Origin of the sequence: Pelosinus sp. IPA-1, assembly GCF_030269905.1 — a bacterium.
Classification (GTDB): Bacteria; Bacillota; Negativicutes; order DSM-13327; family DSM-13327; genus Pelosinus.
Window position 1 is genome coordinate 215,301 of record NZ_BSVC01000005.1, and the last position, 26,965, is coordinate 242,265.

Genomic DNA, 26,965 nt, shown 5'->3' on the forward strand with positions numbered 1-26,965 from the left:
GGTTTAGTTACGTTAAAATTCCAATACTAAAATCCCCTTGCACGTACCCCACACCCTCGTTTTATGATCTGAAAGTTACTTTCCTATCATAATATTAAGAATTTCTACATCAGTGGATTTCATGCCATAGCGGCCCATACGACCGATATTCTGGATTGTATGTTCATAATCTTTCTCTACAAGTCCTTCTCCGAATGGAAAGACCAGATTGCTTTTTGCCATTTCATAGCCCATGATACCCGCATCTACTGCGCTGGAAATTTTAGCTGCGCACGAAGCCTTGGCCCCATCGCACACAATGCCGCCCACATTCCCCAGAGCATTGATGATGGTCTTTCCGATGACATCATAATCCGCACCATTCAGATAAGCAATGCCACAAGCCGCAGATGCTCCGGCCGATACAGCTCCACAGTAAGCAGACAGGTTTCCAATATAACGTTTCTGATGAAGGGACAACAGATTTGTCAGAACAAGAGCTCGATAAAGGATATCTACTTCTGCTCCCATATCTTCAGCATAAACAACAACCGGCATCGTACAGGTGATCCCCTGGTTTCCGCTTCCTGAGTTGATGACTACAGGGAGGGCACATCCATTCATTCTCGCATCAGAACCTGCCGCTGCCGCCGCTCTTGCCCTGATCCGCACATCATTACCGCCAAGTTTCAGGAAAGTCTGCCCCACTTGGGCCCCCCATTTATTGGTCAAGCCTTCTTCTGATATAGCAGAATTGTACTTAATCTGTCTACTGATGATTTCCCTTACATCATCCAAGTGTACTTCATTGGCAAACTGGAGTATGTCTCTAATATTGAGCTTTGACCTATCCCCAGACTTTTGAGTTGCAATATCATTCTGTTCAAATACCAACTGACCATTTTTTTCAATTCTGGCTATGTGATTGTGCTTGCTTCTGACTTCCACAGCTGCCGTTTCCTGTCCGGCTTTCAATTCTGCGCGGATGTAAAGATTTTCTTCTCCTTCTTCCAGCTCACAGCTGCAGATTCCCTGACTGTATAACATTTTCGCCTTATCGATGTCTTCCTGTTTTACCTGGCTGATGACCTGAAGCTCCAGTTCTACCTTTCCTGCAACAACGCCTAAGATGCCTGCCACTTCGACGCCTTTCTGACCTCCGGAATTAGGTACGACAACTCCCTTAACATTTTTAATTATATTGCCGCTGCAGCGGATAACCATCCGTTCCGGCATCTGTCCAAGTACCTCTCTTGCCTTCGCGGCTGTAAACGCAATGGCAATCGGTTCCGTACAGCCCATAGCTGGAATCAACTCTTCTTTTAATATCCTAACAAAATTATCATATTGAATCTTATCCATGAGCTTTCTCCTATAGCCATTGCTTACTTATTTGCCCTTTTTAAAAAAAGATACCTGACAGGTCTTGCATCCTTTGGCAATAGTATCTCCCAAGTGGAATCCATATCCCATAGCCTTAGCAATACGTCTGTCACCATCCATAGCCATGTCGCATAATTTCTCGCAGGTTGCATCATCAAAGCCTAAATCCTGCCATGCTTTCACCAGTGGGCAGTGATGGAATTCTATGTCCACTCTTTCCTCAGTTTTTGTCTTGAATTCAAGTTCAAAAGTCTTGACGACATTCGGAGTTAGGAAAGTTTCTGCAAAGCATGAAACGTTTTCTGGTTCCTGGCATTTGGCTTTGATTTCGGCGCCCTGAACCATACCTGTTTCTGAAATAGCTTCACGAATAAATTTTTCTGCGTCTTCTGCCTTCCCTGCTTCTCTGGCCTTTGTGTATGTTAAACCGGTCCAGGTTGCACGATGTCCCATTGCACCTCTCTGAATGTCTACTACTGGGTCACCTTTGATACTAGTTTTGTTATCAATCATATTCTTTTTCTCCTTTTCTACTTAATTCTAACTGTTTAACGAAAATTCAATTAATTTAAGTCTAGCTCATTTAAGCCCGACATCGCCTCCCCTATTCTCACCTTTAATTAAGTATGTTATAATATACGAAAAGTATATAATAACATACAAAAATATGCAATAGCATATTTTTGTATACAATAACGCACAAGAGAGAGGGATATATGATGTATGATTTGACACCGATAATAGGAGAAAATCTTGCTAAGCTTCGCCGTAAAAAGAGACTTAGTCTTGATAAACTTTCCGAACTTTCGGGAATCAGCAAGGCAATGATTGGACAAATCGAGCGAGGAGAATCAAATCCAACTGTTAATACCTTATGGAAGATTGCTTCCGGTCTCCGCGTATCCTTTGGTAAACTGATTGATACAAATCAACCTGCTACAGAGTTAGTACGGCTAAACGATATTACTCCAATAATAGATACTGACGGCATGACCTTAGTTCCGTTGTTCTCCTTTGATAACGATAAAGGATTTGAAGTATTTTCGGTCACTATGGCACCACATTCCGTACATGAAGCCGCCGGTCATGTGGGAGGATCAGAGGAATACGTATTGTCCTTTGAAGGAGATCTTGAGATAACCGTGGAAACGGAGACCTATACGCTGACTGCAGGTGATGCAATTCGTTTCAAGTCTGACCAAACACATACGTATCGAAACCATTCCGATAAAATCGTGAAGTTTCAAACTATCCTCTATTATTCTTGAGATATATTGATCTAGCTACATTCATAGTGCAAAAGATAAAAGAAAAAGAGTCTCAGCCCTCGCATTTTGCAAAGGTTGAGACTCTTTTTATAGCCTTTATTTAAAAATAAATGGGAGTCTATATCTTTTGCTAGATGTATTCATTTTAAAAACCATTTATCCTATAAGAGTACTTTTCATTGCCGTAATGTATCTAACAGCTTACTATGTTGGTATATTTATGCTTTAGACAATTAAGGAAGGGGTTATAGATTTGGAACTTAAAAGTAATATAAAACTTCTATTACTAGTAATTAGTATCAGTTTCGTAGCGCTGGCGTGCCCAGTAAACAGTTCAGCTGAAACCTTGACAGCACAACAAGAGGCATTAAACACTAACTCAGACTTGGATAAATCAAAAACATCTTTGGTTCAGGAAGCAAGCTCTATACCGCAAAAGGAAATAGATACAACATTAGCACAGGTAAAAATCGATGGCAAGTGGGGATTTATTGATAACACTGGAAAGTTTATAATACCTGCAACTTTTGATGAAGTGAGATATTTTCAGGATGGGCTGATAGCTGTTAAAAGCCAAGGAAAGTGGGGCTATTACGATAAATTCGGACAAGTTATCGTGCCCGTCCAATTTAAAGAAGTAACTGACTACAAAGAAGGTTTTGTGGCGGTAAAAAATGATAATAATAAATGGGGCTTTTATGATAAAAAAGGTGCGATTATTGTACCAATACAGTTTGAAGAGGTAGCTGGCTTTAAGGATGGTGTAGCTCTAGTTAAAGATAATAAAAAATGGGGCTTCTATGACAATAAGGGGAATCTGTCAATTCCAGTACAGTTTACAGAAGCAAGTTTCTTTTCGGAAGGCCTGGCTCCGGTGAAAAGTGATAATAAGTGGGGTTTTATCGACCGAAGCGGAAAAACAGTGATACCTTGCCAATACCAAGAGGTTATGACGTTTAGTGAAGGCTTAGCGCCTGTAAAGGTTAATGATAAGTGGGGTTATATTGATAAAAGCGGTCGTTTGGTAATCGCTGCACAATTTAAAAGTATTGCACACGGATTTAGCGAAGGTTTGTCAGCAGTAAATCTTGAAGGAAAATGGAAGTATATTGATAAAAATGGTACTGCTTTATTCGCGGCACCCTTTGATAGCCTTTTCCCCTTCAAAGATGGGCTGGCTGAAGTTCGAGTCATAAAAAAAAGTGTAGGCTTTTTTGATGTCGTGGCATTTGCTGTTGGGGCCAGCGCCAATTTTTATGATATAGATACTAGTGTGATAAAAAGTAACGAAAAGCGCGGTTATATTGATCGGACTGGAAAATTGATTGTGCCGACAAAATATGATCTCGTAAATACCTACGATGAGGATTTGGCAATTGTAAAGGTTGACGATAAATGGGGCTGTGTTGATAAGAAAGGTACATTTGTAATACCTGCTCAATATGAAGAAATGTCGCAATTCCAAGATGGTATAGCGAAGGTAAAGATAGATGGTAAGTGGGGTTTTATAAATAAAACCGGAAAATTATTATCAATCTATCAATTTGATGAGGTTTCTCCATTTTCAAATGGTTTAGCCGCAGTGAACCGGGAGGGAAAATGGGGATTTCTATCAAAAGAGGGCAAGATTACGATTTCACCACAATTTGATGAAGTTCATAGTTTTAACAACGACTTAGCAGTCGTTAAGAAGGATGATCTATGGTGCGTAATCAATATGGATGGAAAAGTTGTCATTCGATCATGGCGTGGCGTCTCAAAAATATCGGATTTCTCTACAAGTTTAGCTGCGGTAAAGGTTGATGGAAAATGGGGCTATATGGATACAAACGGAAAATTGGTTATCCAGCCAACCTTTAGTGATGCCGGGTTATTTTTTGTAAGGTAGTTGAGTCTTCTAGTGTAAGAAGAATTCACCGCCTTACACATCTCAATGAATCACCGATAAACTTATTTACATACGAAAAATCCTGATAAGTAGTTATACTTATCAGGATTTTTCGTTATTCCCAATAATACAGTTCTGTGCATCATTGGGAATAGAGAAATTATAACACCTTTAACCACATGATTCCTCGGGTTGCAACTACGCCCGCTTAACTTGCGCCTTGAATTCATCATAAATCTTTTCGCGCAGTTTAGCATCAGTAAGAATGTCCCATGCCGTCATTGCCAGGCCTTGGGCCGCTTTTATAACTACCTCGTCAGCGCGTTTTGAAACCGCTGCTTCTTTAAAAGCAGAAGAATGTCCAACTACATCTTCCGGAGCAATCCATAAGTATTCATGAATGCTAGGCGTTTCTATCGATACATTCCCAATATCCGATGAACCAACAGATTCGCCAGGCTCAGGATAATTCATTGTCTCGCCAAGTATAGCCATATTTGCTTTGAAAGACTCTCCCATAGTCAAATTGGGATAGCGCTCCGCGAATATTAATTCTAGTTTGACATTAACTTTGGCGCCAGTCACGGCGGCGGATAATTCGGCTATCCGTTTTAAATCTTCAATCATTGTCAGCAAATACGATCTGGTTTTTGCACGAACCGTAAACGACGCGGCGGCATATTCAGGAACGATATTGTCTGCCAGGCCACCAGCGGTAATTATGCCGTTGATCTTCGGGTCTTGCTTCTGTTGCCAAGTCTGACGCAGGATATCAATGTTATTAAAAAAACTGATCAAAGATGTTAACGCATTAATGCCTTTTTCCGGTCTGGCCGAATGTGCTGCCTTGCCTAAGAATTCAATTGCAAAGGTCACGCAGGCAAGACCGCCGCGCCCAATTATATTTTTGGTGCTGGGATGTACCATCATGGAGAAATCGATATCTTTAAACAGCCCTTGATCAACCATGATGATTTTCCCGCCGCCGCTTTCTTCAGCCGGTGCTCCGAATACGACTATTTCTCCGTCCACCTGATCCATGAACTTGGATAAACCAATCGCTGCTCCTACAGCGTTGGCGGCAATCACATTGTGGCCGCAGGCATGGCCAGCGCCTTTCAACGCATCATATTCCGCAATTATCGCTACCCTCGGACCTTTATTACGGCCAGCGAATACCGCTCTGTATGCGGTATCCATACCGCATATAGGACTTTCTACCTGAAATCCATGCCGTTTTAACAATTCAATCTGCCATTTGGCGGCTTGATGTTCCTCAAAGGCAACTTCGGGATGAGAATGAATTTTATGACTAAGCTCCACAAGGTCAGTCTTAATGCTTTCAATTTCGGATAAAATCCTGCTTTTTATTGATTTTTCCATTAACCAAAGCCTCACTTCCATTAATTTATGATATCAGAACAACATCCAATTCTTTTTCTACATACGCGTTTCACTGACAAAACGATTTCATCAGGTCTGTGCTCAGATTTTCTTATTAATAGCCGATAACATAAGCGATAATCACGAATATTCCGCCGATGCCTATCCAGATAAAAAACAGTGGCCATACCCACTTTATCCATCGTTCAAAGGGAATTTTAGCTGTCGCCAACGCTCCCATTGTAGCCGCCGAAGTAGGCAGAATCACATGAGTCATACCATCGGCACATTGGAACATCAATACTGCCGTTTGCCTGGTAATGTGCAAAAGATCGGCTACTGGAGCCATGATCGGCATAGTTGCCATCGCCATTCCCGATGCAGATACAATAATTAAACTAATAATTACATTAACTACGTACATGCCGATCGGCTGAAGAAGCCCTGGCAGAAACGCGATACTTGACGAAAGATAAAAAATAATAGAATCCACAATCTTCCCATCTTCAAAAACCACAATAATAGTACGTGCAAAACCAACCACCAGTGCGCCAAAAATAATCCCCTTAGCGCCTTCAATAAAGATTCGGGAGACTTGATTGGGCGTATAACCAGCTACAAAACCACTCAAAACCCCCATCGTCAGAAAGAGTGCCGCCATTTCGTCTATCCACCATTTTTTGGCCGTCACACCATACAACAACCCGGCTAAACCACTAATGACAATTGCCAACACTGCATAATGATGCGGTTTCAAATCTGGTAAAACCGCAGCCTTCTCATCCACTTCATTTATTTCCGTTAAGTCGTTCAAAATATCTTTTGATGGATCGGCTTTTACTTTATACGCATAGCGCAAAATATAAATACTGGTTGTAATAAGTAGCACTACCAACATAGCAGCGCGCAACCACATTCCAGAAAAAAGTGGCACCTGGGCGATGGCTTGAGCGATTCCCACGCCAAAGGGATTCATCAAGCCTGCGGTAAAACCAGCGTGCGCTCCCAACAAGACCATCGCTGTACCGGTTAAAACATCAAATCCCAGAGAACGCGCCATTAGAATACCAATCGGTATAAATACTAATACCTCATTTGACATCCCCATGGTAAAACCACCAACTGAGAATGCGCTTAGAAAAATGGGCACTACCCAGCCCTCACGACCGCGCAAGGCCCTAGCCATACGGCCTGTAAAAGCAGCAATCATTTCTGTTCTTGTAATAATTTCAAAGGCGCCACCGATAATAATTACAAAATAAACGACATCAGCCGCTTTCATAAGTCCCTTGAACAACTTTAAAGGCACCTCATACAGAGGTAGCGGTTGACTTGCAACAAAATGGTATGTACCTGGTACAATGACCATGCGTCCTGCTGCGTCTTTGACGCGGTTAAATTCACCGGCTGGAATAATATAGGTCAGAATGCCGGCAACAAGAACGAGCAATACCAACAATACAAAGGTATGTGGCATTGAAAAACGCTTTTTATTATCCAACAACGGAATCCTCATTCTTTTCCTCCTTTTCTTTGTTGAAATATTCACCATGCAAATTCATCGATTTAGCAAAGTAAAATGATTACATTTAATTCTTTTCTATGTTAACAGGACTGTTTGGCCCTGACAATCGAAAGCCTTCTCTCTTTAAAACAATGAAGCTAATGGCAACTCATTAATTTGCCATTAGCTTCATTGCTATATATAAGTAAAATCTATTTGATTGGTATCATCCATCATTTGCAATATGTCACCAAAGAAAATCACTTTAACAAAGGAAAATCTATTACGTAGCAAGAACTTAAAGATAATTTATCAAAGATAAATTTCATAAGAAAAACTTATGAAATTAGTAAGGAGCTTGCACTTGTTATGGATATTAAGCAACTTCAATATTTTCTTGCCATCGCGGAAGAAGGACAAATAACGAAAGCGGCCAAAAAACTGCATGTAGCCCAACCTGCCCTCAGCCAACAACTGCGTCTGCTTGAAGACGAGCTAGGTATTCAGCTACTGGAGCGAGGCTCTAGAAAAATCCGCTTAACAGAAGAGGGAATTGCACTCCGCAGTCGCGCTCGGCAACTTGTGGAGTTAATGGATACCACCACGCAAGAGCTGAGAGAAATTAATCATGGATTAAAAGGTACTATATCAGTTGGCACGGTCCCATCCGTCGGCACCAAACTCTTGCCGGAACGAATTCAACTCTTTCACGAACAATATCCGGAAATCAACTTTCAAATCTGGGAAGGTGAAACCTTCGAACTTCTGGATAAGTTAAACCAAGGTATAATTGATATTGGGATTGTAAGAGCTTGTTTTAATATTGAGCCCTATAAATCCATCAGTTTACCGAGTGACCCTATGATAGCAGCCATGCATAAAGATTGGAACATAGGCAAGCAGCTCAATCATATCAATATGTTAGAGCTTGCTGAAAAGCCACTGTTACTACATAGCGGCGCTGCTCCCCGTATTATTGAGTACTGTCGCCAATACGGCTTTGAACCACGCATTCTTTGTAAATCAACTGACGTCAGATCAGTAATCGCACTGGCTGATAAAGGAATCGGCATTGCCATAATCCCAAAATCCTCTATGGCGTTTGTTCCTAGCCAAAACCTTCATTACAAGACAATAGCCGACCGTTCCCTAGACCTGGCAACGGTAGTCGTTTGGTTGCGAGACCACCGTCTTCCGACAGCAGTAAAGAATTTTCTTGAAACATTTATTAGCTAGGCATGTTACATGTGGATTATAACAAGCAACTCCCTATATTACTAATATCGATTACTTATTCAATCCATAAGAAAAACTTATAAAGGGATTGCTTTTACTACAAGAACACCTGCCGAAAATCGGCAGGTGTTCTACTTTGTTCCCCTTTACTAGTGATGCAGTTCTGGGTATCATCGCTATTAATCATTCCTATTTATTCAGCAAAATAATCTTTGTAATGATATAAAGCGGGTGATCCTCCCGTATGTACAAAGACTATATTTTCATCTTTCTTAAATCGGCCTTGACGAATAAGCCCAATAAGACCAGCAAAAGATTTACCAGTATATACAGGGTCTAATAATATTGCTTCCGTTCTCGCCATCAATGTTACGGCTTCTACCATTTCAGGAGTAGCTAACGAATATCCAGGTCCAACGTATCCCTCAACACACTCAACTATTTCTTCAGGGAAATCAAGACCCAATCGCTGCGCTGTTGCCTTGGCATCTTTGCAGATTACTGGGAGTTGGGTTTCATTCGGCCTGCTAATATTGATGCCTACTACTGGAATCCCAGTATTGTTTCCCCAAAAACCAATAGCCAACCCTGCATGAGTACCACCACTACCACTCGTGCAAACAACATAGTCAATATCAAGTCCCTTATCAAAGGCTTGCGCTATAATCTCTTCTGCACAAGCAACATAACCCATTGTACCTACAGCATTGGAGCCACCACCGGGAATAATATATGGTTTTCCCCCTTGACCACGAATATCAACCGCTACTTTTTCCATGGCTTCCATTACGTTGGAGCCCCCTGGAACTACAGTAATTCCTGCAACACCCATGAGTTCAAATAAAAAATTGTTTCCAGATGCTTTTGCGTTATAACTGCCAGGCACTCGCTCCTCAAGCACCAGATGACAAGCCATACCTTCTTTACAAGCAGCCGCCAAGGTTAAACGACAGTGATTGGACTGGACGGCACCACAGGTAACCAGTGTATCCGCCCCTTGAGACAAAGCATCCGCAACTAAAAACTCAAGCTTACGAGTCTTGTTGCCGCCCCCTGCCAATGCAAGCATATCATCTCTTTTAATCCAAATATTCGGTCCACCCAATTCTTTAGTAAGACGAGGTAAAAATTCTAGTGGAGTTTGTCCTTCTGTATAGCGCCGCCGCGGAAACTGTGCAAGATTCATCTTTATTCCACCCCTCATAAATTTCCTTTATCTACCATTCAGTATAATCTATAATTAAAAATAAGAAAAATAAATAATTCTGATGTTTATGATAAGCGAATACTTATGATCATTTGTAACCAATACTGATGTAGGATGGTATATAGAATGGATCAACCATTACTTGTCTTTATCAACGTCGTGGAAAAAAGAATTTTACACATGCAGCCGATGCATTACATATGACACAACCAGCAGTAAGTCAATATATTCAAAACCTGGAAAGAAAGCTTGGGACAAAGCTACTGGATCGTAGTAATAATAAATATATACAACTAACAAAAGGCGTACCTAACTTTTTTGGCAAACCTATTTGATAATATCGAAATCATGATCCTATACAAGACACAAACTAAAAAAATGGCATGAATGCTTACAAGATAAGCATTCATGCCATTTTGCACTGTTATATATGATCCGGTTCTGCGTATCACCTATATTGGGCTTACTTTAATGAGAAGTAGGTGATTCTAACCTATTTAATAACGGCTTCTCAACAAACCGTATTGCCGCTGCCGCTAGTACAGAGGTGGGGTCAATTGACGGCCTATTAATATGAAACATTTCAAAGGCAACCGGGAGCTCTGTACAACCCAACACCAATACTTCTGCCCCTTTTTCAAAAAGCTCGTCGATTGTTTCATAAAACTGATTCAGGCTGATATTCTTATTGGAAGCCTTGATCCCATTATAAATAACATCCATTACACTCCTCTGTTTCATTGGCGAAGGAATCACCAAATCGATTCCCGCCTCCGCTAAGGCTGAATGATACACTCTTGACGTAATGGTCCCATCTGATGCCAGCAACCCAATTTTTCTTATGTTTCTTCTTTTGATTTCCTGTACCGTTTCTTTCAACATATTTAAAAGTGGAATATCGAAGAAAGGCGTAATCTTATCATAAAAATAATGGGCTGTATTGCATGGCATCACTAATACATTTGCCCCCATAGACTGCAGCCTAACACCACTTCTCACCATTTCGGGAATGGGGTCCTCCCCGCCTCCTAATATGGCTTTTGTCCTGTCTGGAATATTCGTATTACAATCTATACAAATATGGATATGTTCCTGGTCGCACTTGGCATCCGTCATATCTATAATTTTTTTAAACAAATCACACGTAGCTAACGAACCCATGCCGCCAATAATACCGATTGATTTTTTCATTGACCTTTCCCCCTGCTTCTAACAAAAACTCTCTTATTTGATTTCATTATAGATTTCAACTACAATAGAATCAAATACATATATCGGTATAAATGATATAACCATATGGTTATGCCGGAGGGGGCATCATGTTTAAAGGAAAAGAATATATTTATGAAGTATACAAAGAAAAAAGCTTTTCAAAAGCAGCACAAAATCTCTATATCAGCCAACCAGCCTTAAGCGCTTCCATCAAAAAAATTGAAAACCGCCTTGGCTGCTGTATCTTTGACCGAAGCAGTAATCCTGTTCAATTAACAGAAGCCGGCACCGAATATGTAAAATCCATAGAAAAAATTATGGATATTGAAAATCGGTTTGAAAACTATCTCAGTAATTTAAACCAATTAAAAACGGGACGCCTTTCCATTGGCGCAAACAATGTGTTTGCTTCCTTTATTCTTCCGGCAATCATCACAAGATTCACTAATAAATACCCGTCGATTAAAGTAAATCTAGTCGAAGCCAATAGTACTCATTTAGAAGAACAATTATTTTCAGGCGCACTTGATTTTGTCATTGATAATTACCCTTTAAATGAACAAACCTATGAAAAACACTTATTCTGCCGCGAGTCCCTGATTCTTGCCGTTCCTCAAGAGTTTGCTTCAAACAGTCTCGCCCAAGAATATCAGTTAACAATTGATGATATCCGCCAAGGAACACACTTAAACCCAGCGACAAAGCCCGTTCCTTTATCCTTATTTACCCACGATCCATTCATTTTTTTACGGGCTGGGAACGACACGCGAATGCGTACAGACAAAATTTTTCAAGAACACGGCATTACACCCAAGATTATTTTAGAATTAGATCAGTTAGCTACCGCTTATAATGTTTCCTGTTACGGCATGGCAATTACCATCATCAGCGATACCTTAGCGCAAAAAGCAAGCGATCCTTCCAATATGCTATATTACAAAATAGATAGTACTCACACATTCCGCAACGTATACTTCTACAATAAACAAAATAAATATATCACCAAAGCCATGGAAGAATTTATAAAAATAGCACAACATACAGATAGCAAACACTAACTACATCGATAGTTTTCCAATTTAAACCCTACCCAATTGTCTAAAACAAATGCCTTCAACCCTTCTACGTATCAGGGCTGAAGGCGTTTTCCTCGTTACCAGTGGTACTGCAAATTATAAATCACCAAGGAATTTCTTTTGCCAGTTCATTATATACCCGCATAAATTGCGATTCTGAAATTGTTTTATTCTTAGTATAGTCGCTAAAGTATTTCCAGGAATCCTCTTCATCTAAGACACCATCTTTGGTCCGAATCTGCGAAAAACTACCGGTTCTGATATGCCTTGATCCGAAGGCACGTAGTGATAAAACCCTTACAAACTTTGGGTTGGGACTCATATTAATTTTAATGGTACGGTAATCATGATTACTAAACTGTAATGAAGCCAATGTCTTAGAGGCGATTCGAATCATAAAGTCCAATAACAGCTGATTGGCAATCGGCGTTTCAAAACGACACCACAGGTGATAGCCCCGGCCACTTTTAATACTAACCGTCTCCATGCCGTATTTTCCAAGATGCTGCTCTAAATAGTCTACGGCAAGCTCTATCTCCGGTATGATTGCATTATTATTGGCTTTAAAGTTATTGTCTAAATTAAAACAACATGTGTTATTTGCCGTATCATCAAAATATAGGCAAGCATTATACTCTTGCTTTACATGTCCTTGCAGTAATTTCTTTCTACGGGACTCCGAGACATTGAGCAACCTGTATTTATGGATAAAATTGCTTTCCATCTGCCCATAATCCAGTTTCACATTGTCTGCAACAAGTTCATCGATAAAAGCAAAGCCGTACTTCTTATTTTCTATTTTCACTTTATCCTTACGCATGGTCTGATAGAAAACATCGATCAGCTCTACTCTTGTATCCATTGTTTTATCTCCTCAAATCTAGTAAATCCTTTTGCTGCATGGAAAGAAACTGAACTATGCTTGTCCATAATAGGATAATACACCTTAATGCCATATCGCTCACCATGAATCATATTTAAAATATCATCATCAATTAAATGGGGTATATCCCATAGTTTACAAAATACAATTTTGTTTAAGGCCATAAAAAAATAATCATAGGGAATGTCATTGTCTTGCAGCCACTTTTTCGTACAGTCCCCTGTCAAACGCAAATTTCGTTTTGTACAAATAACGACTTTCCAGCCATTCTCTTTTAGCCAATGCATAAACGCTACTCCGTCCGGGTTTACCTGTGCCAAACCATAACACTGCTCATGTATACGATAACGAAAATCGGAAAACTTACTCGTCAAAAATTTACTTTCAGGAAAAACATCACGTTTTACCAAATCAAGATATGTATCAAATTCCTCACGAGATAAGCCATAAGAATCATTATATACAAACGTAGCACGCCCTAAGATATCTGAAAAATTATTCAATACATTGTCAATATCAACAGCAATTACTTTCATACGGTGCACCTCATCTTATAGTACCGGTCATTATTTTGTTGCCACATTTATTTAACATTCCTTTATTCATCATCGCAGAGAAAAATTAATATAGGATTAAATTTTTCCCGGGAAATAAATAAATCCGTCTACAGCCTCTTACTTTTTATCAGGCTGTCGACGGATTTATTTTAGTAGCTTTATAATTACCAAGTTTGACGGAACAACTGTTATCATATGACCTAGGGCTGAAATGCATTATTATATTAAATTGGAGTTTTTTTGATTCTATTATATTAAATATTGGTAATTTATGGTACAATGATGTTATCATTGGGGGCGTAGCTCAGTTGGGAGAGCGCTTGGTTCGCATTCAAGAGGTCATGGGTTCGAATCCCACCGTCTCCACCATAAGAAATGAAAGGCTTCGCAGTATACCTGCGAAGCCTTTTTTAATGGAAACCAAACTGATTAACGATTGTAACTAATGAGGCTAGCTTTTCTGCATTGATTTCTCCAAAAGAAGAAGTATTCTCACGGATGGCTGTGCCAAAATGATACTCTGGGGCCCTAGTTTCGGTGATAATTTGTTTTATGTTTTTTAAATTCAACCCGCCTCCTACCAAAACCCGGAGCGATCCTGCATTGGCAATCATTTGTTTGATTCTGGATAGATTATCTAAGATATCTCCCTTACCGCCTGAAGTAAGAACCCTTTTTATCTGTGAATACTTAGCCAACACGGTAATGCCGTTTACAGGATCAGCCAGTTCGTCAATGGCTCTATGAAAGGTAACTTCCAGATCCCCACATACTTCTAGCAGTTTCGCTAGAGAATTCTCACAGATTCTATTATTTTTATCCAAAACGCCGAGAACCACGCCATTTGCTTTTAACTGCTTGGCGATCAAAATATCTTCTTTCATTACATTCAATTCATCATCTGTATACACAAATGATTTCGCGTGGGGTCGAATCATTACATTAACGGGTATCTTCACACTTTCTATCACTTTTTTTATCAGCCCATAACTCGGTGTCAGACCACCTTCCGTCAGCGCACTGATCAACTCGATTCGGTTGGCACCAGAAGCTTCTATTCTTTTTGCATCTTCCACAGTGGTTGCGATGATCTCAAGCATTTTCTTCCCCCCTCAATGCAGCAGCATTGTTAATAGCAATTTTCACACTCATGCTACTCCCGATACACATGATTGGCTATTTACGTGATCTGATCCCATGTTCTTCGATAAGAGCTGGACTCACTTGTAAGTGTGAGCTCTTTTTCGGCACGAGTGACTGCGGTATAAAGCCATCTCGGATTATTGCGAAAAGCGTCTTGGTGGACGAAGACCTTTTCCCATTGACTGCCTTGGCTTTTATGAGCAGTGATCACATAGCCGTAGGTGGCGATAGATACTTCTTTGGAAAGTTCATTTTTTCGACTAATGGCGTTTTTATCATACCAGTCAACAGGAAAATGTTCCTTCACATCGAGGAACTGGGCATGATAGACGGAAGACTTCTCGATGGCGGGAAGGAGCAGGATTTTGTGGTTATTGTTTGTAATCAGATACGCCCGAACGGTGCTAGGAGATTCCTCAGCGTTTCCTCGAATCGGCAAAATCTTGGCAGTGATGACGGTGACTTCATCTAGTGTCAAGCGATCGCCATTGACAAAACGTGTACCATTGCCAATAAAGAGGATTCGGTCACCATTTTGGGGTTCATCCGTGCTATTTTCGCCGAATTTGACTTGACGAGCTTTTTGGTTGAGGATGAGTCTTGCTTTGTTCGTGCCAATGATGAAAATACTATCTTCGTTTTGGACGACTGACTGGAGAAAGGCTCGGGCCGTGGCTTGCTTACCTAGTATCCGCACTGCTCCCCGGGACTCGTTCGGAACAATGATCTGTTTAAGATTTCTAAGGCAGGTTGCATACAGTAGAATCTCACTGCTGGCGCCTTGACGCTTTACCTCGGTCAGTTCAAAATTTTTGTTATGGAGGATTTCTGGATCGTCACCGACGGGTTCTAATTGAAAGCTGTCGCCAAAGAAAATGACTTTTGCCTTCGCGGATTGCACTTCGTTGATGAGATCACTATAAACACTTCTGCTAATCATGGAGGCTTCGTCTACGAGAATGAGATGATAAGACTTAAAGGTAACACTCGGTACCCAATCGCCAGTATCAGGATCAGGAGAACCATAGAGGATGGAGTGAAGGGTTTTAAAAACGACTTTGATATCACCGAATTTTTCCTTCAACACCTTAACCGCTTGGTTGGTGGGAGCTGTGATGATACATTCATATTTAAGGGATAGCCCATATTTGACGATGTTCTCCGCTATCGTTGTTTTTCCTGTGCCAGCATAACCAGCCAGAATATAGCTGGATTCTTTTTGACTTAATAAGAAGGCGTCGATTTCCTTTAAAGCTATTTCTTGCTGTGCGGTATAGGCTATGGGATTGCTACGAAGGGTGAGAATGTCATCATTCGATACGATATCGGGAACAAACTCTTCTTCTACGGCTTCTTTTTTCGTTTCTTTGATTGGCTTCATTCGAGTTTTCCGAGGTTTAGACTCGCGATCCAAGGGAAATGAAATGAGTGCAAGCTGCTCAATATCGGACTCTTTTTTACCACTTATTTTAGTAAAACTCATATTCCCACCTCTTTGCCTTCACCTTTTAATCAGAGTACTATTACTCAATTCATTATCCTATATTGTCTTGTATATAGGCCAGTTTTTCTTTCGTTCTAGTCACTAAAAAGTACGCTATGACAAGCGTTACGGCCTCTGTCAAGGGCGTAGTCAGCCATATTCCTATATCACCTAAGATATGTGGTAACACCAATAAAAATATCACCAGCAGAATAAGACTTCGCAGACTGGAAACCAGCGCGGCTACTTTGGTTTCGCCAATTGAAGTAAAGAATACTAACGCAATAATGTTATAGCCATTAAGTATGAAAGCGATTGAAAAGATTTTTAGTCCTATCCCGCCAATATGTAAAAGTTCCGCATTTCCCTTAGAAAATATACTGATTATACTTTCCGAGGCAACAAAAGACACCATAAATACCAACACCCCTACTAAGAATACCGCTTGTAAAGCCGTTTTTAGTAGTTTGAAGATCATTCCTATATTCTTTGCTCCAAAATTATAGCTTATAACTGGGTGAATACCTATAGCAATTCCAGTAAGTATCATATTCTGTATAAATAAAACGTAACCAATAATGGTAAATGCAGCAACCCCATTGACACCAAATCTCTCTAGCAGCACCAAGTTGAATATAAATGTAGTAATTGAAATAGAAATTTGTGATATAAATTCCGCCGAACCAATCATCAATATATTTTTGAAATCAATTAACGTAACGCTAAATTTGTTGAATCTAAAGACTGATCTTTTAGTAAAAAAATATCCTATACCAAATAAAAAAGGCAGCAAAACGGCGATACCTGACGCTAATGCGGCTCCCTTCATGCCCCAATCCAATTTCATAATAAACACATAGTCCAGAATAAAATTAAAGACATTTCCTGCCAATCCAAAAAGTAAGGATAACTGTGGCTTGCCCTCTGCTCTGATAAACATGGAGAAGGCCATATTCATCATCATGAATATATAAAAATATACTACGACACTAAGGAAGTCCTTTACATATTGATACATAAAGTCCTTCGCATTTAACAGCATTACGACCTCGTCCAGAAATACTGCAATCATTACTACTATTATTGTATTTATAACGAAAATTGCCATCAAGGAAAATGAAAAGTAGTAATTTGCTCGATGGTTTTCTTTCGCTCCAAGGCTCTGCGTAGCAAGAGTTACTCCGCCAACCCCTATTGTTATCGTAACTGCCATTAAAATATAAAACACTGGAAGTGTAAGATTTATTGCCGCAAGACCATTTTCTCCTACTTTCCACCCAATAAAGATACCATCGACTATGATAATAAAAGATGTAAGAAACATACCTACAATACACGGAATGGAATAGTTTAAAAACGTTTTAATAATATTTTTTTCTCGAAATATTTCACTCATTTCTGAATACCCCTCTCATATCGATCTTTCTGATATGTATTCTACATTTTTTTATAAAAGGGGGCTTCTGAATTTGAGCTTTTAATTGTAGCTACTCTTTATGGGTATACAAATTTCAACAGCTATATTTCCTTTTTCATCCACGCCATCTTGGTAAATTTCCAAACTCGGCTTATTGTCTAATTCATATTTGCAAAAAGGGAACCACAACGCAAAAATTTCATTAAAAACCAATATAAGTTTCTCTAATTTATCGTAAAACTCATAACAGGCATACATCCCTGATTCAATCCGATGTACATTGATGCCTGATACCTGATCAACAACCATGCACATATCATATATACATCTTTCTTCATCCGTAATGAGTGGATCGTCATAAGAAATACCCACAAATCGAGAATTGATATCCAGTAATTTTTTCTCTTCCATTTCTTCACAAAAGATTTCCCATGCTCCTTGCAGGTCTCTCGTGTAGTTACAAATAGTCCTCTTATATACTAGATTCATACCTTCCATTCTTTTTATCCGTATTTTAGCGTCAATCTCTTCAAATATATTTTCTTTCTTTTTTAGATTATGAATATGATCGAATACCGCAGCAAATGAATCCTTGAAGGGTACACCATTCAGTTTTCTATAATCAGTGGCACTCAATCCGAAATATTGCTTGAAAGCAGATGCAAAATTGGACGGACTGTAGCCAATTTCTATTGCAATATTGGTTATAGGGCTATCTTTCGAAGTTCTCAACTTGAAAGCAGCATTCTCCAATTTCATTCGCTTTATGAAGGAATATATATTTTCACCAACGATTAACTTAAATACTCGATTGAAATAATACTTCGAAAAGCAGCAATGATCCGCGATCTCATCCACTGTCAAGTTCTTGTCCAAGTTCTGATAGATATAGTTTAGCGCCTGATTGATGCTCATAATATAATCACTATGCAAAAAATCGATCCTCCTATCGCAGAAACTATTAGGTGCATTCATTATAGCAACTATAAGAGTACTCTAGTTTTTATATAATCTAATTGTATCATTATGCCAATTGCTTTACAAAGTAATGACGTTTTCCTGTGATAGGATATTGCTCCAAGGTAAATACTTCTTTGTAACCTAGTTTTATATAAAAATCCTTAGCTTGAAAACTAAATGTATTTAGAAATACATAAGTACAGCCTCTTTTTTGGGCTTCGGTTTCAACATCCCGGACCAATTTTGAGCCAACCCTTGCCCCTCTTGCTTTCTCATCCACCCATAAATAATCGATTTCGAGCCAATTACCATGTGTTTCTCCGGTAATTCCCCCGATTTTACTACCATTTTCATCAGTAACAAAGATTGCGATCGGTTTGACGAGTTTGCATTCAATACGACTAAGATTGTATTCACGAAGATGATTCAATATTTCTTGGATATCCTCTTCCTTTGGGTTATCGGTCATTGTAAACTTCATATGCCCCTCCTAAAAATTGTCATTCCATTAATAATACAGTATTTTAAATTAAAAAGAAACAAAAGGGGCAAAACCTAATTATACATAAAAATACCCTATAGAGTAGACTTTTTTAAGAGTCTACTCTATAGGGTACATTTTTTTTACTGTGATCCATTCATTACGAGATAAAGGCATTGATTAAGAGTACGCCAGCCAAGCCCATGAAGGAAATGGCGGTTTCCATCACGCACCAGGATCGTACCGTCTCCCGCACGGAAAGATTGAAGAACTCTTTGAACATCCAAAATCCTGGGTCATTGGGTGGCCCCGCCATGACACTGCCCGCCCCGGTAGCCAAAACCATAAGTTCCGGGCTGACTCCCGTTGCCGCAACGAGTGGCAGTACCATTCCTCCTGTCGTCAAGGCAGCCACCGTTGCAGAACCTACTGCAAGGCGAAGAACAGCGGCAATGATCCATGCCAATACTAATGGGGACAACTGAGAGCCTGCCATTAAAGAGGCAATGTACTTGCCTACCCCGCTGTCAATCAGCACCTGCTTAAAAGCACCGCCACCGCCAACTACCAGCAGAATCATGGCAATGGTCATGGCAGACTGCTGTACTGATTCCATGATCTCTGCCACGGTTTTTCCCCGTTTCAATCCAAAGGTGTAGAAGGCGACAAGAACGGCTAATAATAAGGCCATATCTGCATTACCTACGAAGGCAAAGAACTGAGTCACAGGCGACTCCTTGGGAAGGGTTAACTTCGTAAGGGAAGCTGCCGCCATCAAAAATACAGGAATCAAGGTAGTAAAGAGACTCGTCCCAAAACTAGGCATTTCTTCTTCGCTAAACGACTTATGGCTATGCAGTCCTTCTGGTACAGAAGGATTGAGATCCTTCATGGTTTCGTAGAAGAAAGGGCCGGCTACAATAATCGTCGGTATGGCAATCAGAAAACCATAGACTAACGTAAGTCCAATATCTGCATTAAAGATGACAGCGATTGCCGTAGGCCCTGGATGGGGCGGCAAAAAGCAATGGGTAACGGATAAAGCCGCCGCCATAGGTACACCAACTTCCAACAGAGGCACCCCTGCCGATACGGCAATGGTAAAGACTAAGGGAATGAGGAGGACAAAGCCCACTTCATAGAATAAGGCAATGCCCACAATGAAACCCGTCAAACACACTGCCCATTTCACATACTTCTTACCAAACTGGTCAATGAGATGAAGGGCAATGCGCTGTGCCCCGCCACTGTCCACCATGAGTTTGCCTAGCATAGATCCCAGACTAATGACTAACGCCAAATGTCCTAAGGTTCCCCCTACACCGCTTTCAATGGAATCCACTACTTTTAAGAGGGGTAGTCCCTCTGCCAGACCAACAGTTAAGGAAACTAAAATCAAGGACAGAAAGCTGTTGAGCTTCACCCCAATAATGAGAATAAACAGGATGACAATCCCTAAGGCTAAAATCACTAACGGCATGATTTACCTCCTGTGATGGACTGATCCCAGGGAATTTCCTGAGCGATTGTTCCTGCTTCTTGGCTATTGGCAATGAAGCTTTTGATTTCCTCAGCCGTGGACATGGCATCGGAACAACTATGACTGGATACCACCCTTGCCGCCGAGGCCGCCGCAAATTCTAGTGATGGGGCTAACTGCCAGCCTTCTAAGATCCCATAGAGAAAAGCGGAAGCATAGGCATCCCCACCGCCGAAGGATTTTAAGAGTTTCACCGAGAAGGAACCCACTTGATAAGCCTTCCGATCACTGCTGTAGGCAAGAGAACCTTTCTTGCCATGTTTGATAATGACAATCTGATTCCCATGACTGAGATATTGATCGGCTAGGCAGTAGTCGGGTATGTCATTACCCTGTTCTAGCTTTTCCATGAGTTCGAATTCTTCCCGAGAACCCATGAGGATATCACTGCGCTGGCCTGTCAAGGAGTAGTATACCGCTACTTCCGCTTTTGACTTCCAGGTATAGTTACGGTAGTCAATATCAAAGATCACCCTGGTATCATGCTTCTTGGCATACTTCATCGCTAAGAAGCAAGCTTCCCGGGAAGGACTAGCTGCCAAGGCTGTCCCTGAGATCAAGAGGAACCTAGCTCTCTTAATGTACTCTTCGGAAACATCCTCGGGAGCTAATTGCAAATCCGCAACCCCCTCACGATACATGAGAATCTGACTTTCCGTGGGACTGGATATTTCCGTAAAGGTCAGACCTAAGACCTCCCCATGCGATGCCTTAGAAACGTGAGAGACATCAATCCCCTTTTCGATAAAGTAGTCTGTCACGTATCTGCCAAAGGCATCATCAGACACCTTGCCGATAAATCCTACTTTCTTACCAAGACGGGCTAAACCAACGGCGATATTGGCAGGAGAACCGCCTACATATTTGGTAAAGGTGTTGACCTTATCCAAGGTTCGATGAATCTCGTTAGGGTTCAAATCAATGGCAATACGCCCCACGGCAATAACATCAATATCTTTCGTAGATGCAAAGCTGAACTTTTTCATACGAATAACCTCCTATGATTTTTGTATTTTTAATTCGCTACTTTCACCGTTTCCTTTATAGCACCGCTACCACTTTCACAAACTTGTCGGGAAAACTAGCCATATTCATGACGGAATCGGGAATCTCGTCGAAAGTCACTACTCGACTGATGATCTCATGCACCTTGATTTGCTTGTTTTGTAGTAAGTCAATGGCTTCGGGGAATTCATTGGCACTGGTACGGGAGCCTACAATATCTAGTTCCTTCTTGGTAATCACAGCCGTAGGCAAGGGCGTTTCCCCATTGGGCCAGCCCACCAAGGCAATTCGCCCTGCGGCAGATACATAGTCAAACATCCCAAAGATAGCCCCTTTAGCTCCTGAGGCTTCGATAACGACTTCTGCCATACGTCCCTGAGTAATAATGTTCAGTTCTTGTATCACATTGCCCTTAGACGGATGCAGGGTATAGGGTATGCCAATCTCTTTAGCCAGTGTTAAGCGTTTCTCTTCCACATCTACTACGATGGGAACCGCTCCATAGACCATAGCAACCTGGGCCGCTAACAAACCAATGGCTCCCGCCCCAATTATGAGAATATGCTCCCCGTCCTTCACTCGAGCCCGATGATTGGCATGGAGAGCAATGGTCAAGGGCTCAATCATGGCAACCTCTTGCCACTCCATTTCGGCAGGTACTACATGCACCAAGTTGAGTGGATGAGACACATACTCCGCCATACCTCCATCCGTCTGCACTCCTAAGACTTTTAACTGTTCGCAGCAGTTGGTTCGGCCAATACTGCAAGGGTAGCACTGGTAGCAAGGTAGATAAGGTTCTAATACCACTCTGTCCCCTACCATAATTCCCTTGCTGTTCTCTCCAATCTCCACGACTTCCCCGCCGATCTCATGACCGATGATACGAGGATAGCTTACGGTGGGGTTGACGCCCCGATAGGCACCAATGTCTGATCCGCAGATGCCTAGGGCACGGACTTTGATGAGAACTTCACTGTCGTTCTTGCGTTCTGGCATGGGGATGTTTTTAATGCCGATTTTGAGGGGCGAATCTAGAGTTATTGCTTTCATGGTTTTGTCTCCTTTTGATGTAAGATTTAGTTTTTATGTACCGTTACTAAAATACGAACCTCCTTTCTGAGAATTAAATGCAGAATTTTACAAATATTGTTGGTATAATCTAGGTAACAGAAATTAATTGATCATTTCTTTACTACTGAAATTAGAAGGACTTCTGATTGTTATTGTCTTTTCTTTGGATATTTGACCGATAGAGAACAATTTATCACCTCCTTAGCTGGATCTAGATGTAGCATTATTCTTTTTGTCGCTTTTCGCTACATTTTTCTGCAAAAAAAAGTTCCCAATCAAAATCAAGAGTTAAAGCTATTCTTTTTGCAACTTTAGGACTTGGGTTTCTTAGTCCTAATTCAATTTGTGTATAATATGCCCGCTTTATATTAGCCTTGTCTGCAACCTCTTGATGAGTTACCCCTTGCTGATGTCGAAACTCTACTAACCAATTTCTTACCATCCTCATCACCTTTGTTCTAATTCGCTACAAATTCATTATAGTAGCGTTTCGCTACCATGTCAATGATCTTTATATTTATTTGTGACTTATTGCTACAATATATTTTAGTAGCAAACCGCTACATATATAATAAGCAGTAAGAAAGGTTGTGATGAGCTTTGTTAGGTAAAAGACTAAGAGAATTACGAACTGCCAAAGACTTAACACAACAGAAATTAGCAAATATGCTGGATATCCCCCGCGGAACGTATGCCCATTACGAAATTGGAAAACGTGAACCAGATAATGCTACCCTTTTGCAGCTTGCTAAGTTCTTTAATGTTACAGTTGATTATTTATTAAATAATGATACTGCCGGTCTCCAATCTGCTCAACCAAGCAAAGAACCTCCTAATGACTTAATTAAATTTCTTGATCAGCCAGAAATATTACTCGAAGGTATGTTGCTAACTAAAGAAGATAAAGCCAAAATTAAAGCATCACTTGATATTATATTCTGGGATACAAAACAAAAAAAGAAGCGGGAAAAATCGTAAATCGATTTTTCCCGCTTCTTTAGCATGCGAAAATTTTCAAAGCAATGCTCTGTTTCACGTTTCTTACAATTGGCAGCTTCTTTAATCCCAATAAGAATCGTATCTTAGGATTATCTTAATTATTATATTGCCTCTTCCATCTCCCAGGACAAACAACCTGACCCCGTGTCCCACTCTATAACTTCCTTAGTATTTATGATACATATAAAAAACAGGCTCTGAGTACAATACTCAGCAGCCTATTTCATTTTATTAGGCGGGCGAATGCATGATAATATCGTAGGAATAATCTAGTAAGGTCTTTGAGATCATATAATACTACATAAATTTTCCTCCCGGTCTCACACGGGTTACCTCATGCCCATCTCAGTGCTCCATCACCGCAAGTAAATCTCAAGATAAATTATATTATTATATTGATTCCTTATTCATTCCTGACCGAGCGCTCTACGCTAATTCGCTTTCGATTTATTACGGTAAGGGCTCAATTGTATTTATTATTCTCTATAATATTATATAAAATATCCTCACCGTTGGCAGTTAGTAGACAATGCCAACATTAATTAACGCAAATGTAACACATTTTACTTTTCACCCTTCATAATTCACCCAACAATTTTCATTTGACGCATTAAAAAATTTCACTTCAATCTCCTTATTTCTTCTTTTCAACAAATTGATAATTCTATCTTGTTCATCTCTAATATCATTAACAGAGGATTTCTCTGATATATATATTGATATCATTACTTTGCTAACACCATTTTTATGAAATATCCTATTTACCAGATGCTCTTCTTGCTCAGCTAGCCTCCAACCATATATGACTGCAAATTTTCCCAAATCCACTAATATATTTTCATATACATAATTAAGATAGGAACTCCTTTTTATCGTTCTTAATTTTTGCTTAGAATCTCCTTCACTCACAAATAAGGGGACATAATTTTTGCTCCATTTCTCAGATATTTCCTCAAATAAATTGTTCTGACTAGATACTGTTATTTTTAATTCTTCATTATTATCATTAGTTGCTAATATTAAACTACCATGCGGATAAAAAACTAATGTTGGGTCACTAACGCCTCCGTATCCACTTCTATATTTCTGAGTTTCGTAATCAAATCCAAGATTACCATCATCCATTTTCGCCGTGAAGCAATCCTTCATTTTATAATTTGCTTCAAAATTATTACTCATCATTGCCCAATAAATTAATAAATCATAATTCAAACTTATAACTGTCTTAAATTGTTCCATAAATTTTTTTATATTAAATAATTTAAAAAGTACATCACCATGCTTTACATGATTTTCCTTTACAACATTTATTAGTGCTTTTCTTATACTATCATAAGTCTTTAGAGCAACATTATCATTATCTAAGTCTAACACGTTATTAATAATTGATGCTTGTCTTAGTTTATTTAATACTAGTTCAAAATCTGTCGTATCTAATTTTTCAAATAACTCTCTAGAGTTACAATCTAATATTGAATTGCTACAAGCCATATCAAATAATTTTGAATAAAAAAAACAATCACTAACAGCTATACTTGCTCCATTTCCTAAAATTAAAACTGCACTTTTTAAGACTTCTTTATTAGGTATAAGATCATCAAATTCATAAATTTCATAATCCTGCATCCTATCACCACCTTATTTTTTTTATTTTATCAAGAGTCTTATGCAGTTTCTTTTTTCAATGTTGTAACGTGATCACTTTTTGATTGCTCCTGTGGTATAACTGCCATAACAGATAAAGCGCGTTCTGAATTAAGTAACTCTATTAGACCGATTCTAATAGATTGCAATTCAGAATCTAAATTAGCATATCCTTGCGGAAAGTAAGATGTTCTTTTTATATGTGATTTACCAAAATCATAGTTTAAACTAAGAGCCATATTTTCTAGTAATTCAATTAATAGTTCCTCGCGTTTTTCAATCCATAATTCAATTTGCATCTTATTGTTATTTAAATGATCTAAATACACCTTCCATGATTCCATAACCGCTCTATCTTTTTTGTCCGTGCCATAAAATATAACATCAATCAGATTTAAAGCTTCTACGTGTTCTGGGTTCAATATAGAAGCACGAGTTTTCATAAGCGTTCTAAATATATCCTCTTTACGTTGCTTCTTTTCAGCACTTTTTTGAAGTCGCCGACTAACTTGTAATGCAATAAGCGGTGACAAAAGCATTGCAGAAAGTGTTAAAACATTAATTAATTCCATTAATAACGCCATCCTTTCTAATTAATCAAATTAAGCTCTTCGACATTTTGAAGTTATTCACTATTTCCCCTAAAAATCCTGTCTAATTCTAAGAGATAAATAAAAAACCGTCTACTTTTCAGTAGCGGCGATATTAATAATTTACTGCTTTTATTTAATTTCACATTGGAGCGTATATCACATTAAATCAACCATAATAACGGTAAATAGCCAGAACATAGGCAACACCTCTATAGAGGTTACTATTCCCATATGGCAAACAGGTATTAAGTAATTAGTCTCTCTTCTTCATTAATAAATCATATGTTGTTTCTTGCCAAAATTGTAATACTAATTCTTCTTGCTTCTTTTTATCCTTCTTATCTTTTTCTTCTATTTCAAGCTCATATTCTCTAAGTGAGATTATGTGATTAACCAACGCAAAAGAAATACCTAAGGCAGATATAATAACTTTAATAATATCAATAATATCAATTTTAGAATAGTTATTTGCAAAATATAGTAATGAAGTCACTGTTGTAGATATCCATAAATAAAAAGTCAATAGTGCTTTAGCCGTTTTGGGAGTTACTTTATCGTTAATCACAACATGATAGGAAAACCATAATACTATAAATATTGCCAAAATACAAAGAAATATTTCAATTATATAATAAAAAATTATCTTGACACTATAATTAAATTCTCCTGTAAGAGTATATACAAAACAAATTAAAATAACAAATATAAGTGACATTAACTCAAAAGAAAATTTATATAATCCTGTCAAAAATGATCGGTGTGAAAATTCTTTCACTAATTCTAATCCAGCTTTGTCATCTCTTTTCGGTCCTTTCTTTGTTAAATATTGTAATAACATCAAGAACCAAAAATAAGTTCCTGTTATACCTATCATTAGAGAATTTAATCTAAAAATATGAGATACACTGATTGATAATATTACCATAATTATCAATAGTAAATAGTATAATTTAATATTAAATATACTCATTTTATTAAACCATTCAACTACACTTTCCATAATTGAAAATAATTTTCGGATTATATTGAGCATAAATTTGTACTCCTAAT

The 26,965-nt window shown here is 39.2% G+C and carries 26 protein-coding genes and 1 tRNA gene; 7 read left to right on the forward strand and 20 right to left on the reverse strand.

Going from position 1 to position 26,965, the window contains the following annotated elements; genetic code table 11:
• Positions 1-75 precede the first annotated feature (75 nt).
• Together QSJ81_RS13765 and QSJ81_RS13770 are read right to left on the reverse strand one after the other, a co-directional pair.
• Positions 76-1,341: an L-cysteine desulfidase family protein gene (locus tag QSJ81_RS13765; RefSeq protein ID WP_285717951.1), complete on the reverse strand. Its 1,266-nt coding sequence runs from the start codon at positions 1,339-1,341 to the stop codon at positions 76-78.
• Positions 1,342-1,368: 27 nt separating this feature from the next.
• Positions 1,369-1,875 carry an L-2-amino-thiazoline-4-carboxylic acid hydrolase gene (locus QSJ81_RS13770; protein WP_285717952.1) on the reverse strand — a complete coding sequence of 169 codons (507 nt, stop codon included), beginning with the start codon at positions 1,873-1,875 and terminating at the stop codon, positions 1,369-1,371.
• A gap of 203 nt (positions 1,876-2,078) precedes the next feature.
• On the opposite strand from QSJ81_RS13770, the gene QSJ81_RS13775 reads away from it, so the two are divergent.
• Together QSJ81_RS13775 and QSJ81_RS13780 are read left to right on the forward strand one after the other, a co-directional pair.
• Positions 2,079-2,630, forward strand: a complete 552-nt coding sequence (locus QSJ81_RS13775; RefSeq protein ID WP_285717953.1) for a helix-turn-helix domain-containing protein — start codon at positions 2,079-2,081, stop codon at positions 2,628-2,630.
• 253 nt (positions 2,631-2,883) lie between these two features.
• Positions 2,884-4,518 carry a WG repeat-containing protein gene (locus QSJ81_RS13780; RefSeq protein WP_285717954.1) on the forward strand — a complete coding sequence of 545 codons (1,635 nt, stop codon included), beginning with the start codon at positions 2,884-2,886 and terminating at the stop codon, positions 4,516-4,518.
• A gap of 198 nt (positions 4,519-4,716) precedes the next feature.
• Here QSJ81_RS13780 and QSJ81_RS13785 read toward each other — a convergent pair whose 3' ends face one another.
• The gene (locus tag QSJ81_RS13785; protein WP_285717955.1) at positions 4,717-5,901 is read right to left on the reverse strand and encodes a M20 family metallopeptidase; all 1,185 of its coding nucleotides are present in this window, start codon (positions 5,899-5,901) and stop codon (positions 4,717-4,719) included.
• Positions 5,902-6,016: 115 nt separating this feature from the next.
• Entirely contained in the window at positions 6,017-7,417 is a 1,401-nt protein-coding gene (locus QSJ81_RS13790) for a YfcC family protein (protein WP_285717956.1), read from the reverse strand.
• Between the two features lie 357 nt (positions 7,418-7,774).
• Between QSJ81_RS13790 and QSJ81_RS13795 the strand changes: the two genes are divergently transcribed.
• A complete protein-coding gene (locus tag QSJ81_RS13795; RefSeq protein WP_285717957.1) occupies positions 7,775-8,641 on the forward strand; it encodes a LysR family transcriptional regulator in 867 nt (288 codons plus the stop codon).
• A gap of 193 nt (positions 8,642-8,834) precedes the next feature.
• On the opposite strand, the gene cuyA is transcribed toward QSJ81_RS13795, so the two are convergent.
• Entirely contained in the window at positions 8,835-9,827 is a 993-nt protein-coding gene (cuyA, locus tag QSJ81_RS13800) for a D-cysteate sulfo-lyase (RefSeq protein WP_285717958.1), read from the reverse strand.
• Positions 9,828-9,985: 158 nt separating this feature from the next.
• On the opposite strand from cuyA, the gene QSJ81_RS25730 reads away from it, so the two are divergent.
• On the forward strand, positions 9,986-10,183 hold the full coding sequence (locus QSJ81_RS25730; protein WP_502929660.1) for a helix-turn-helix domain-containing protein: 198 nt from the start codon (positions 9,986-9,988) through the stop codon (positions 10,181-10,183).
• 133 nt (positions 10,184-10,316) lie between these two features.
• Here QSJ81_RS25730 and cuyB read toward each other — a convergent pair whose 3' ends face one another.
• Positions 10,317-11,039 (reverse strand): cysteate racemase, encoded by a 723-nt coding sequence (cuyB, locus tag QSJ81_RS13805; protein WP_285717959.1) that lies wholly within the window; start codon positions 11,037-11,039, stop codon positions 10,317-10,319.
• 128 nt (positions 11,040-11,167) lie between these two features.
• On the opposite strand from cuyB, the gene QSJ81_RS13810 reads away from it, so the two are divergent.
• Positions 11,168-12,118, forward strand: coding sequence for a LysR family transcriptional regulator (locus tag QSJ81_RS13810; RefSeq protein WP_285717960.1), 951 nt, complete (start codon positions 11,168-11,170; stop codon positions 12,116-12,118).
• 121 nt (positions 12,119-12,239) lie between these two features.
• On the opposite strand, the gene QSJ81_RS13815 is transcribed toward QSJ81_RS13810, so the two are convergent.
• Positions 12,240-12,998, reverse strand: a complete 759-nt coding sequence (locus QSJ81_RS13815) for a hypothetical protein (protein WP_285717961.1) — start codon at positions 12,996-12,998, stop codon at positions 12,240-12,242.
• The gene (locus QSJ81_RS13820; RefSeq protein WP_285717962.1) at positions 12,983-13,555 is read right to left on the reverse strand and encodes a hypothetical protein; all 573 of its coding nucleotides are present in this window, start codon (positions 13,553-13,555) and stop codon (positions 12,983-12,985) included. Before QSJ81_RS13820 ends, QSJ81_RS13815 begins: the two co-directional genes overlap by 16 nt.
• A gap of 314 nt (positions 13,556-13,869) precedes the next feature.
• Here QSJ81_RS13820 and QSJ81_RS13825 point away from each other — a divergent pair.
• Positions 13,870-13,945: transfer RNA gene (locus tag QSJ81_RS13825), tRNA-Ala, on the forward strand.
• A 41-nt stretch (positions 13,946-13,986) separates the two neighbouring features.
• Here the strand turns inward: QSJ81_RS13825 and QSJ81_RS13830 are convergent.
• The 9 genes from QSJ81_RS13830 to QSJ81_RS13870 form a co-directional block, all read right to left on the reverse strand.
• On the reverse strand, positions 13,987-14,676 hold the full coding sequence (locus QSJ81_RS13830) for a copper homeostasis protein CutC (RefSeq protein ID WP_285717963.1): 690 nt from the start codon (positions 14,674-14,676) through the stop codon (positions 13,987-13,989).
• Positions 14,677-14,756: 80 nt separating this feature from the next.
• The gene (locus QSJ81_RS13835) at positions 14,757-16,202 is read right to left on the reverse strand and encodes an ATP-dependent DNA helicase (RefSeq protein WP_285717964.1); all 1,446 of its coding nucleotides are present in this window, start codon (positions 16,200-16,202) and stop codon (positions 14,757-14,759) included.
• 52 nt (positions 16,203-16,254) lie between these two features.
• Positions 16,255-17,598, reverse strand: a complete 1,344-nt coding sequence (locus QSJ81_RS13840) for an MATE family efflux transporter (protein ID WP_285717965.1) — start codon at positions 17,596-17,598, stop codon at positions 16,255-16,257.
• 81 nt (positions 17,599-17,679) lie between these two features.
• The gene (locus tag QSJ81_RS13845; RefSeq protein WP_285717966.1) at positions 17,680-18,552 is read right to left on the reverse strand and encodes an AraC family transcriptional regulator; all 873 of its coding nucleotides are present in this window, start codon (positions 18,550-18,552) and stop codon (positions 17,680-17,682) included.
• 91 nt (positions 18,553-18,643) lie between these two features.
• On the reverse strand, positions 18,644-19,060 hold the full coding sequence (locus QSJ81_RS13850) for a GNAT family N-acetyltransferase (RefSeq protein ID WP_285717967.1): 417 nt from the start codon (positions 19,058-19,060) through the stop codon (positions 18,644-18,646).
• Positions 19,061-19,220: 160 nt separating this feature from the next.
• Entirely contained in the window at positions 19,221-20,540 is a 1,320-nt protein-coding gene (locus QSJ81_RS13855) for a gluconate:H+ symporter (protein ID WP_285717968.1), read from the reverse strand.
• Entirely contained in the window at positions 20,531-21,586 is a 1,056-nt protein-coding gene (gene iolC, locus QSJ81_RS13860) for a 5-dehydro-2-deoxygluconokinase (RefSeq protein WP_285717969.1), read from the reverse strand. The genes QSJ81_RS13855 and iolC overlap by 10 nt, the downstream gene beginning before the upstream one ends.
• Positions 21,587-21,641: 55 nt before the next feature.
• Positions 21,642-22,658: an alcohol dehydrogenase catalytic domain-containing protein gene (locus QSJ81_RS13865; protein ID WP_285717970.1), complete on the reverse strand. Its 1,017-nt coding sequence runs from the start codon at positions 22,656-22,658 to the stop codon at positions 21,642-21,644.
• Between the two features lie 244 nt (positions 22,659-22,902).
• A complete protein-coding gene (locus QSJ81_RS13870; protein ID WP_285717971.1) occupies positions 22,903-23,121 on the reverse strand; it encodes a helix-turn-helix transcriptional regulator in 219 nt (72 codons plus the stop codon).
• Positions 23,122-23,279: 158 nt separating this feature from the next.
• Here QSJ81_RS13870 and QSJ81_RS13875 point away from each other — a divergent pair, with 158 nt between their 5' ends.
• Positions 23,280-23,657: a helix-turn-helix domain-containing protein gene (locus QSJ81_RS13875; RefSeq protein WP_285717972.1), complete on the forward strand. Its 378-nt coding sequence runs from the start codon at positions 23,280-23,282 to the stop codon at positions 23,655-23,657.
• 591 nt (positions 23,658-24,248) lie between these two features.
• Here QSJ81_RS13875 and QSJ81_RS13880 read toward each other — a convergent pair.
• The 3 genes from QSJ81_RS13880 to QSJ81_RS13890 all read right to left on the reverse strand — a co-directional run bounded on the left by QSJ81_RS13880 (position 24,249) and on the right by QSJ81_RS13890 (position 26,948).
• Positions 24,249-25,304, reverse strand: a complete 1,056-nt coding sequence (locus tag QSJ81_RS13880) for a DUF4917 family protein (protein WP_285717973.1) — start codon at positions 25,302-25,304, stop codon at positions 24,249-24,251.
• Positions 25,305-25,342: 38 nt separating this feature from the next.
• The gene (locus tag QSJ81_RS13885; RefSeq protein WP_285717974.1) at positions 25,343-25,894 is read right to left on the reverse strand and encodes a DUF6680 family protein; all 552 of its coding nucleotides are present in this window, start codon (positions 25,892-25,894) and stop codon (positions 25,343-25,345) included.
• 274 nt (positions 25,895-26,168) lie between these two features.
• Complete coding sequence (locus QSJ81_RS13890) at positions 26,169-26,948, reverse strand: hypothetical protein (RefSeq protein ID WP_285717975.1); 780 nt, start codon at positions 26,946-26,948, stop codon at positions 26,169-26,171.
• Between the last annotated feature and the right edge of the window lie 17 nt (positions 26,949-26,965).

What these genes read in the sequence shown, in the direction of transcription:
- QSJ81_RS13765 (WP_285717951.1), bottom strand. Translation starts at nt 1,341, where the DNA reads ATGGATAAGATTCAATATGATAATTTTGTTAGGATATTAAAAGAAGAG.
- QSJ81_RS13770 (WP_285717952.1), bottom strand. Translation starts at nt 1,875, where the DNA reads ATGATTGATAACAAAACTAGTATCAAAGGTGACCCAGTAGTAGACATT.
- QSJ81_RS13775 (WP_285717953.1), top strand. Translation starts at nt 2,079, where the DNA reads ATGATGTATGATTTGACACCGATAATAGGAGAAAATCTTGCTAAGCTT.
- QSJ81_RS13785 (WP_285717955.1), bottom strand. Translation starts at nt 5,901, where the DNA reads ATGGAAAAATCAATAAAAAGCAGGATTTTATCCGAAATTGAAAGCATT.
- QSJ81_RS13790 (WP_285717956.1), bottom strand. Translation starts at nt 7,417, where the DNA reads ATGAGGATTCCGTTGTTGGATAATAAAAAGCGTTTTTCAATGCCACAT.
- QSJ81_RS13795 (WP_285717957.1), top strand. Translation starts at nt 7,775, where the DNA reads ATGGATATTAAGCAACTTCAATATTTTCTTGCCATCGCGGAAGAAGGA.
- cuyA (WP_285717958.1), bottom strand. Translation starts at nt 9,827, where the DNA reads ATGAATCTTGCACAGTTTCCGCGGCGGCGCTATACAGAAGGACAAACT.
- cuyB (WP_285717959.1), bottom strand. Translation starts at nt 11,039, where the DNA reads ATGAAAAAATCAATCGGTATTATTGGCGGCATGGGTTCGTTAGCTACG.
- QSJ81_RS13810 (WP_285717960.1), top strand. Translation starts at nt 11,168, where the DNA reads ATGTTTAAAGGAAAAGAATATATTTATGAAGTATACAAAGAAAAAAGC.
- QSJ81_RS13815 (WP_285717961.1), bottom strand. Translation starts at nt 12,998, where the DNA reads ATGGATACAAGAGTAGAGCTGATCGATGTTTTCTATCAGACCATGCGT.
- QSJ81_RS13820 (WP_285717962.1), bottom strand. Translation starts at nt 13,555, where the DNA reads ATGAAAGTAATTGCTGTTGATATTGACAATGTATTGAATAATTTTTCA.
- QSJ81_RS13830 (WP_285717963.1), bottom strand. Translation starts at nt 14,676, where the DNA reads ATGCTTGAGATCATCGCAACCACTGTGGAAGATGCAAAAAGAATAGAA.
- QSJ81_RS13835 (WP_285717964.1), bottom strand. Translation starts at nt 16,202, where the DNA reads ATGAGTTTTACTAAAATAAGTGGTAAAAAAGAGTCCGATATTGAGCAG.
- QSJ81_RS13840 (WP_285717965.1), bottom strand. Translation starts at nt 17,598, where the DNA reads ATGAGTGAAATATTTCGAGAAAAAAATATTATTAAAACGTTTTTAAAC.
- QSJ81_RS13850 (WP_285717967.1), bottom strand. Translation starts at nt 19,060, where the DNA reads ATGAAGTTTACAATGACCGATAACCCAAAGGAAGAGGATATCCAAGAA.
- QSJ81_RS13855 (WP_285717968.1), bottom strand. Translation starts at nt 20,540, where the DNA reads ATGCCGTTAGTGATTTTAGCCTTAGGGATTGTCATCCTGTTTATTCTC.
- iolC (WP_285717969.1), bottom strand. Translation starts at nt 21,586, where the DNA reads ATGAAAAAGTTCAGCTTTGCATCTACGAAAGATATTGATGTTATTGCC.
- QSJ81_RS13865 (WP_285717970.1), bottom strand. Translation starts at nt 22,658, where the DNA reads ATGAAAGCAATAACTCTAGATTCGCCCCTCAAAATCGGCATTAAAAAC.
- QSJ81_RS13870 (WP_285717971.1), bottom strand. Translation starts at nt 23,121, where the DNA reads ATGGTAAGAAATTGGTTAGTAGAGTTTCGACATCAGCAAGGGGTAACT.
- QSJ81_RS13880 (WP_285717973.1), bottom strand. Translation starts at nt 25,304, where the DNA reads ATGCAGGATTATGAAATTTATGAATTTGATGATCTTATACCTAATAAA.
- QSJ81_RS13885 (WP_285717974.1), bottom strand. Translation starts at nt 25,894, where the DNA reads ATGGAATTAATTAATGTTTTAACACTTTCTGCAATGCTTTTGTCACCG.
- QSJ81_RS13890 (WP_285717975.1), bottom strand. Translation starts at nt 26,948, where the DNA reads ATGCTCAATATAATCCGAAAATTATTTTCAATTATGGAAAGTGTAGTT.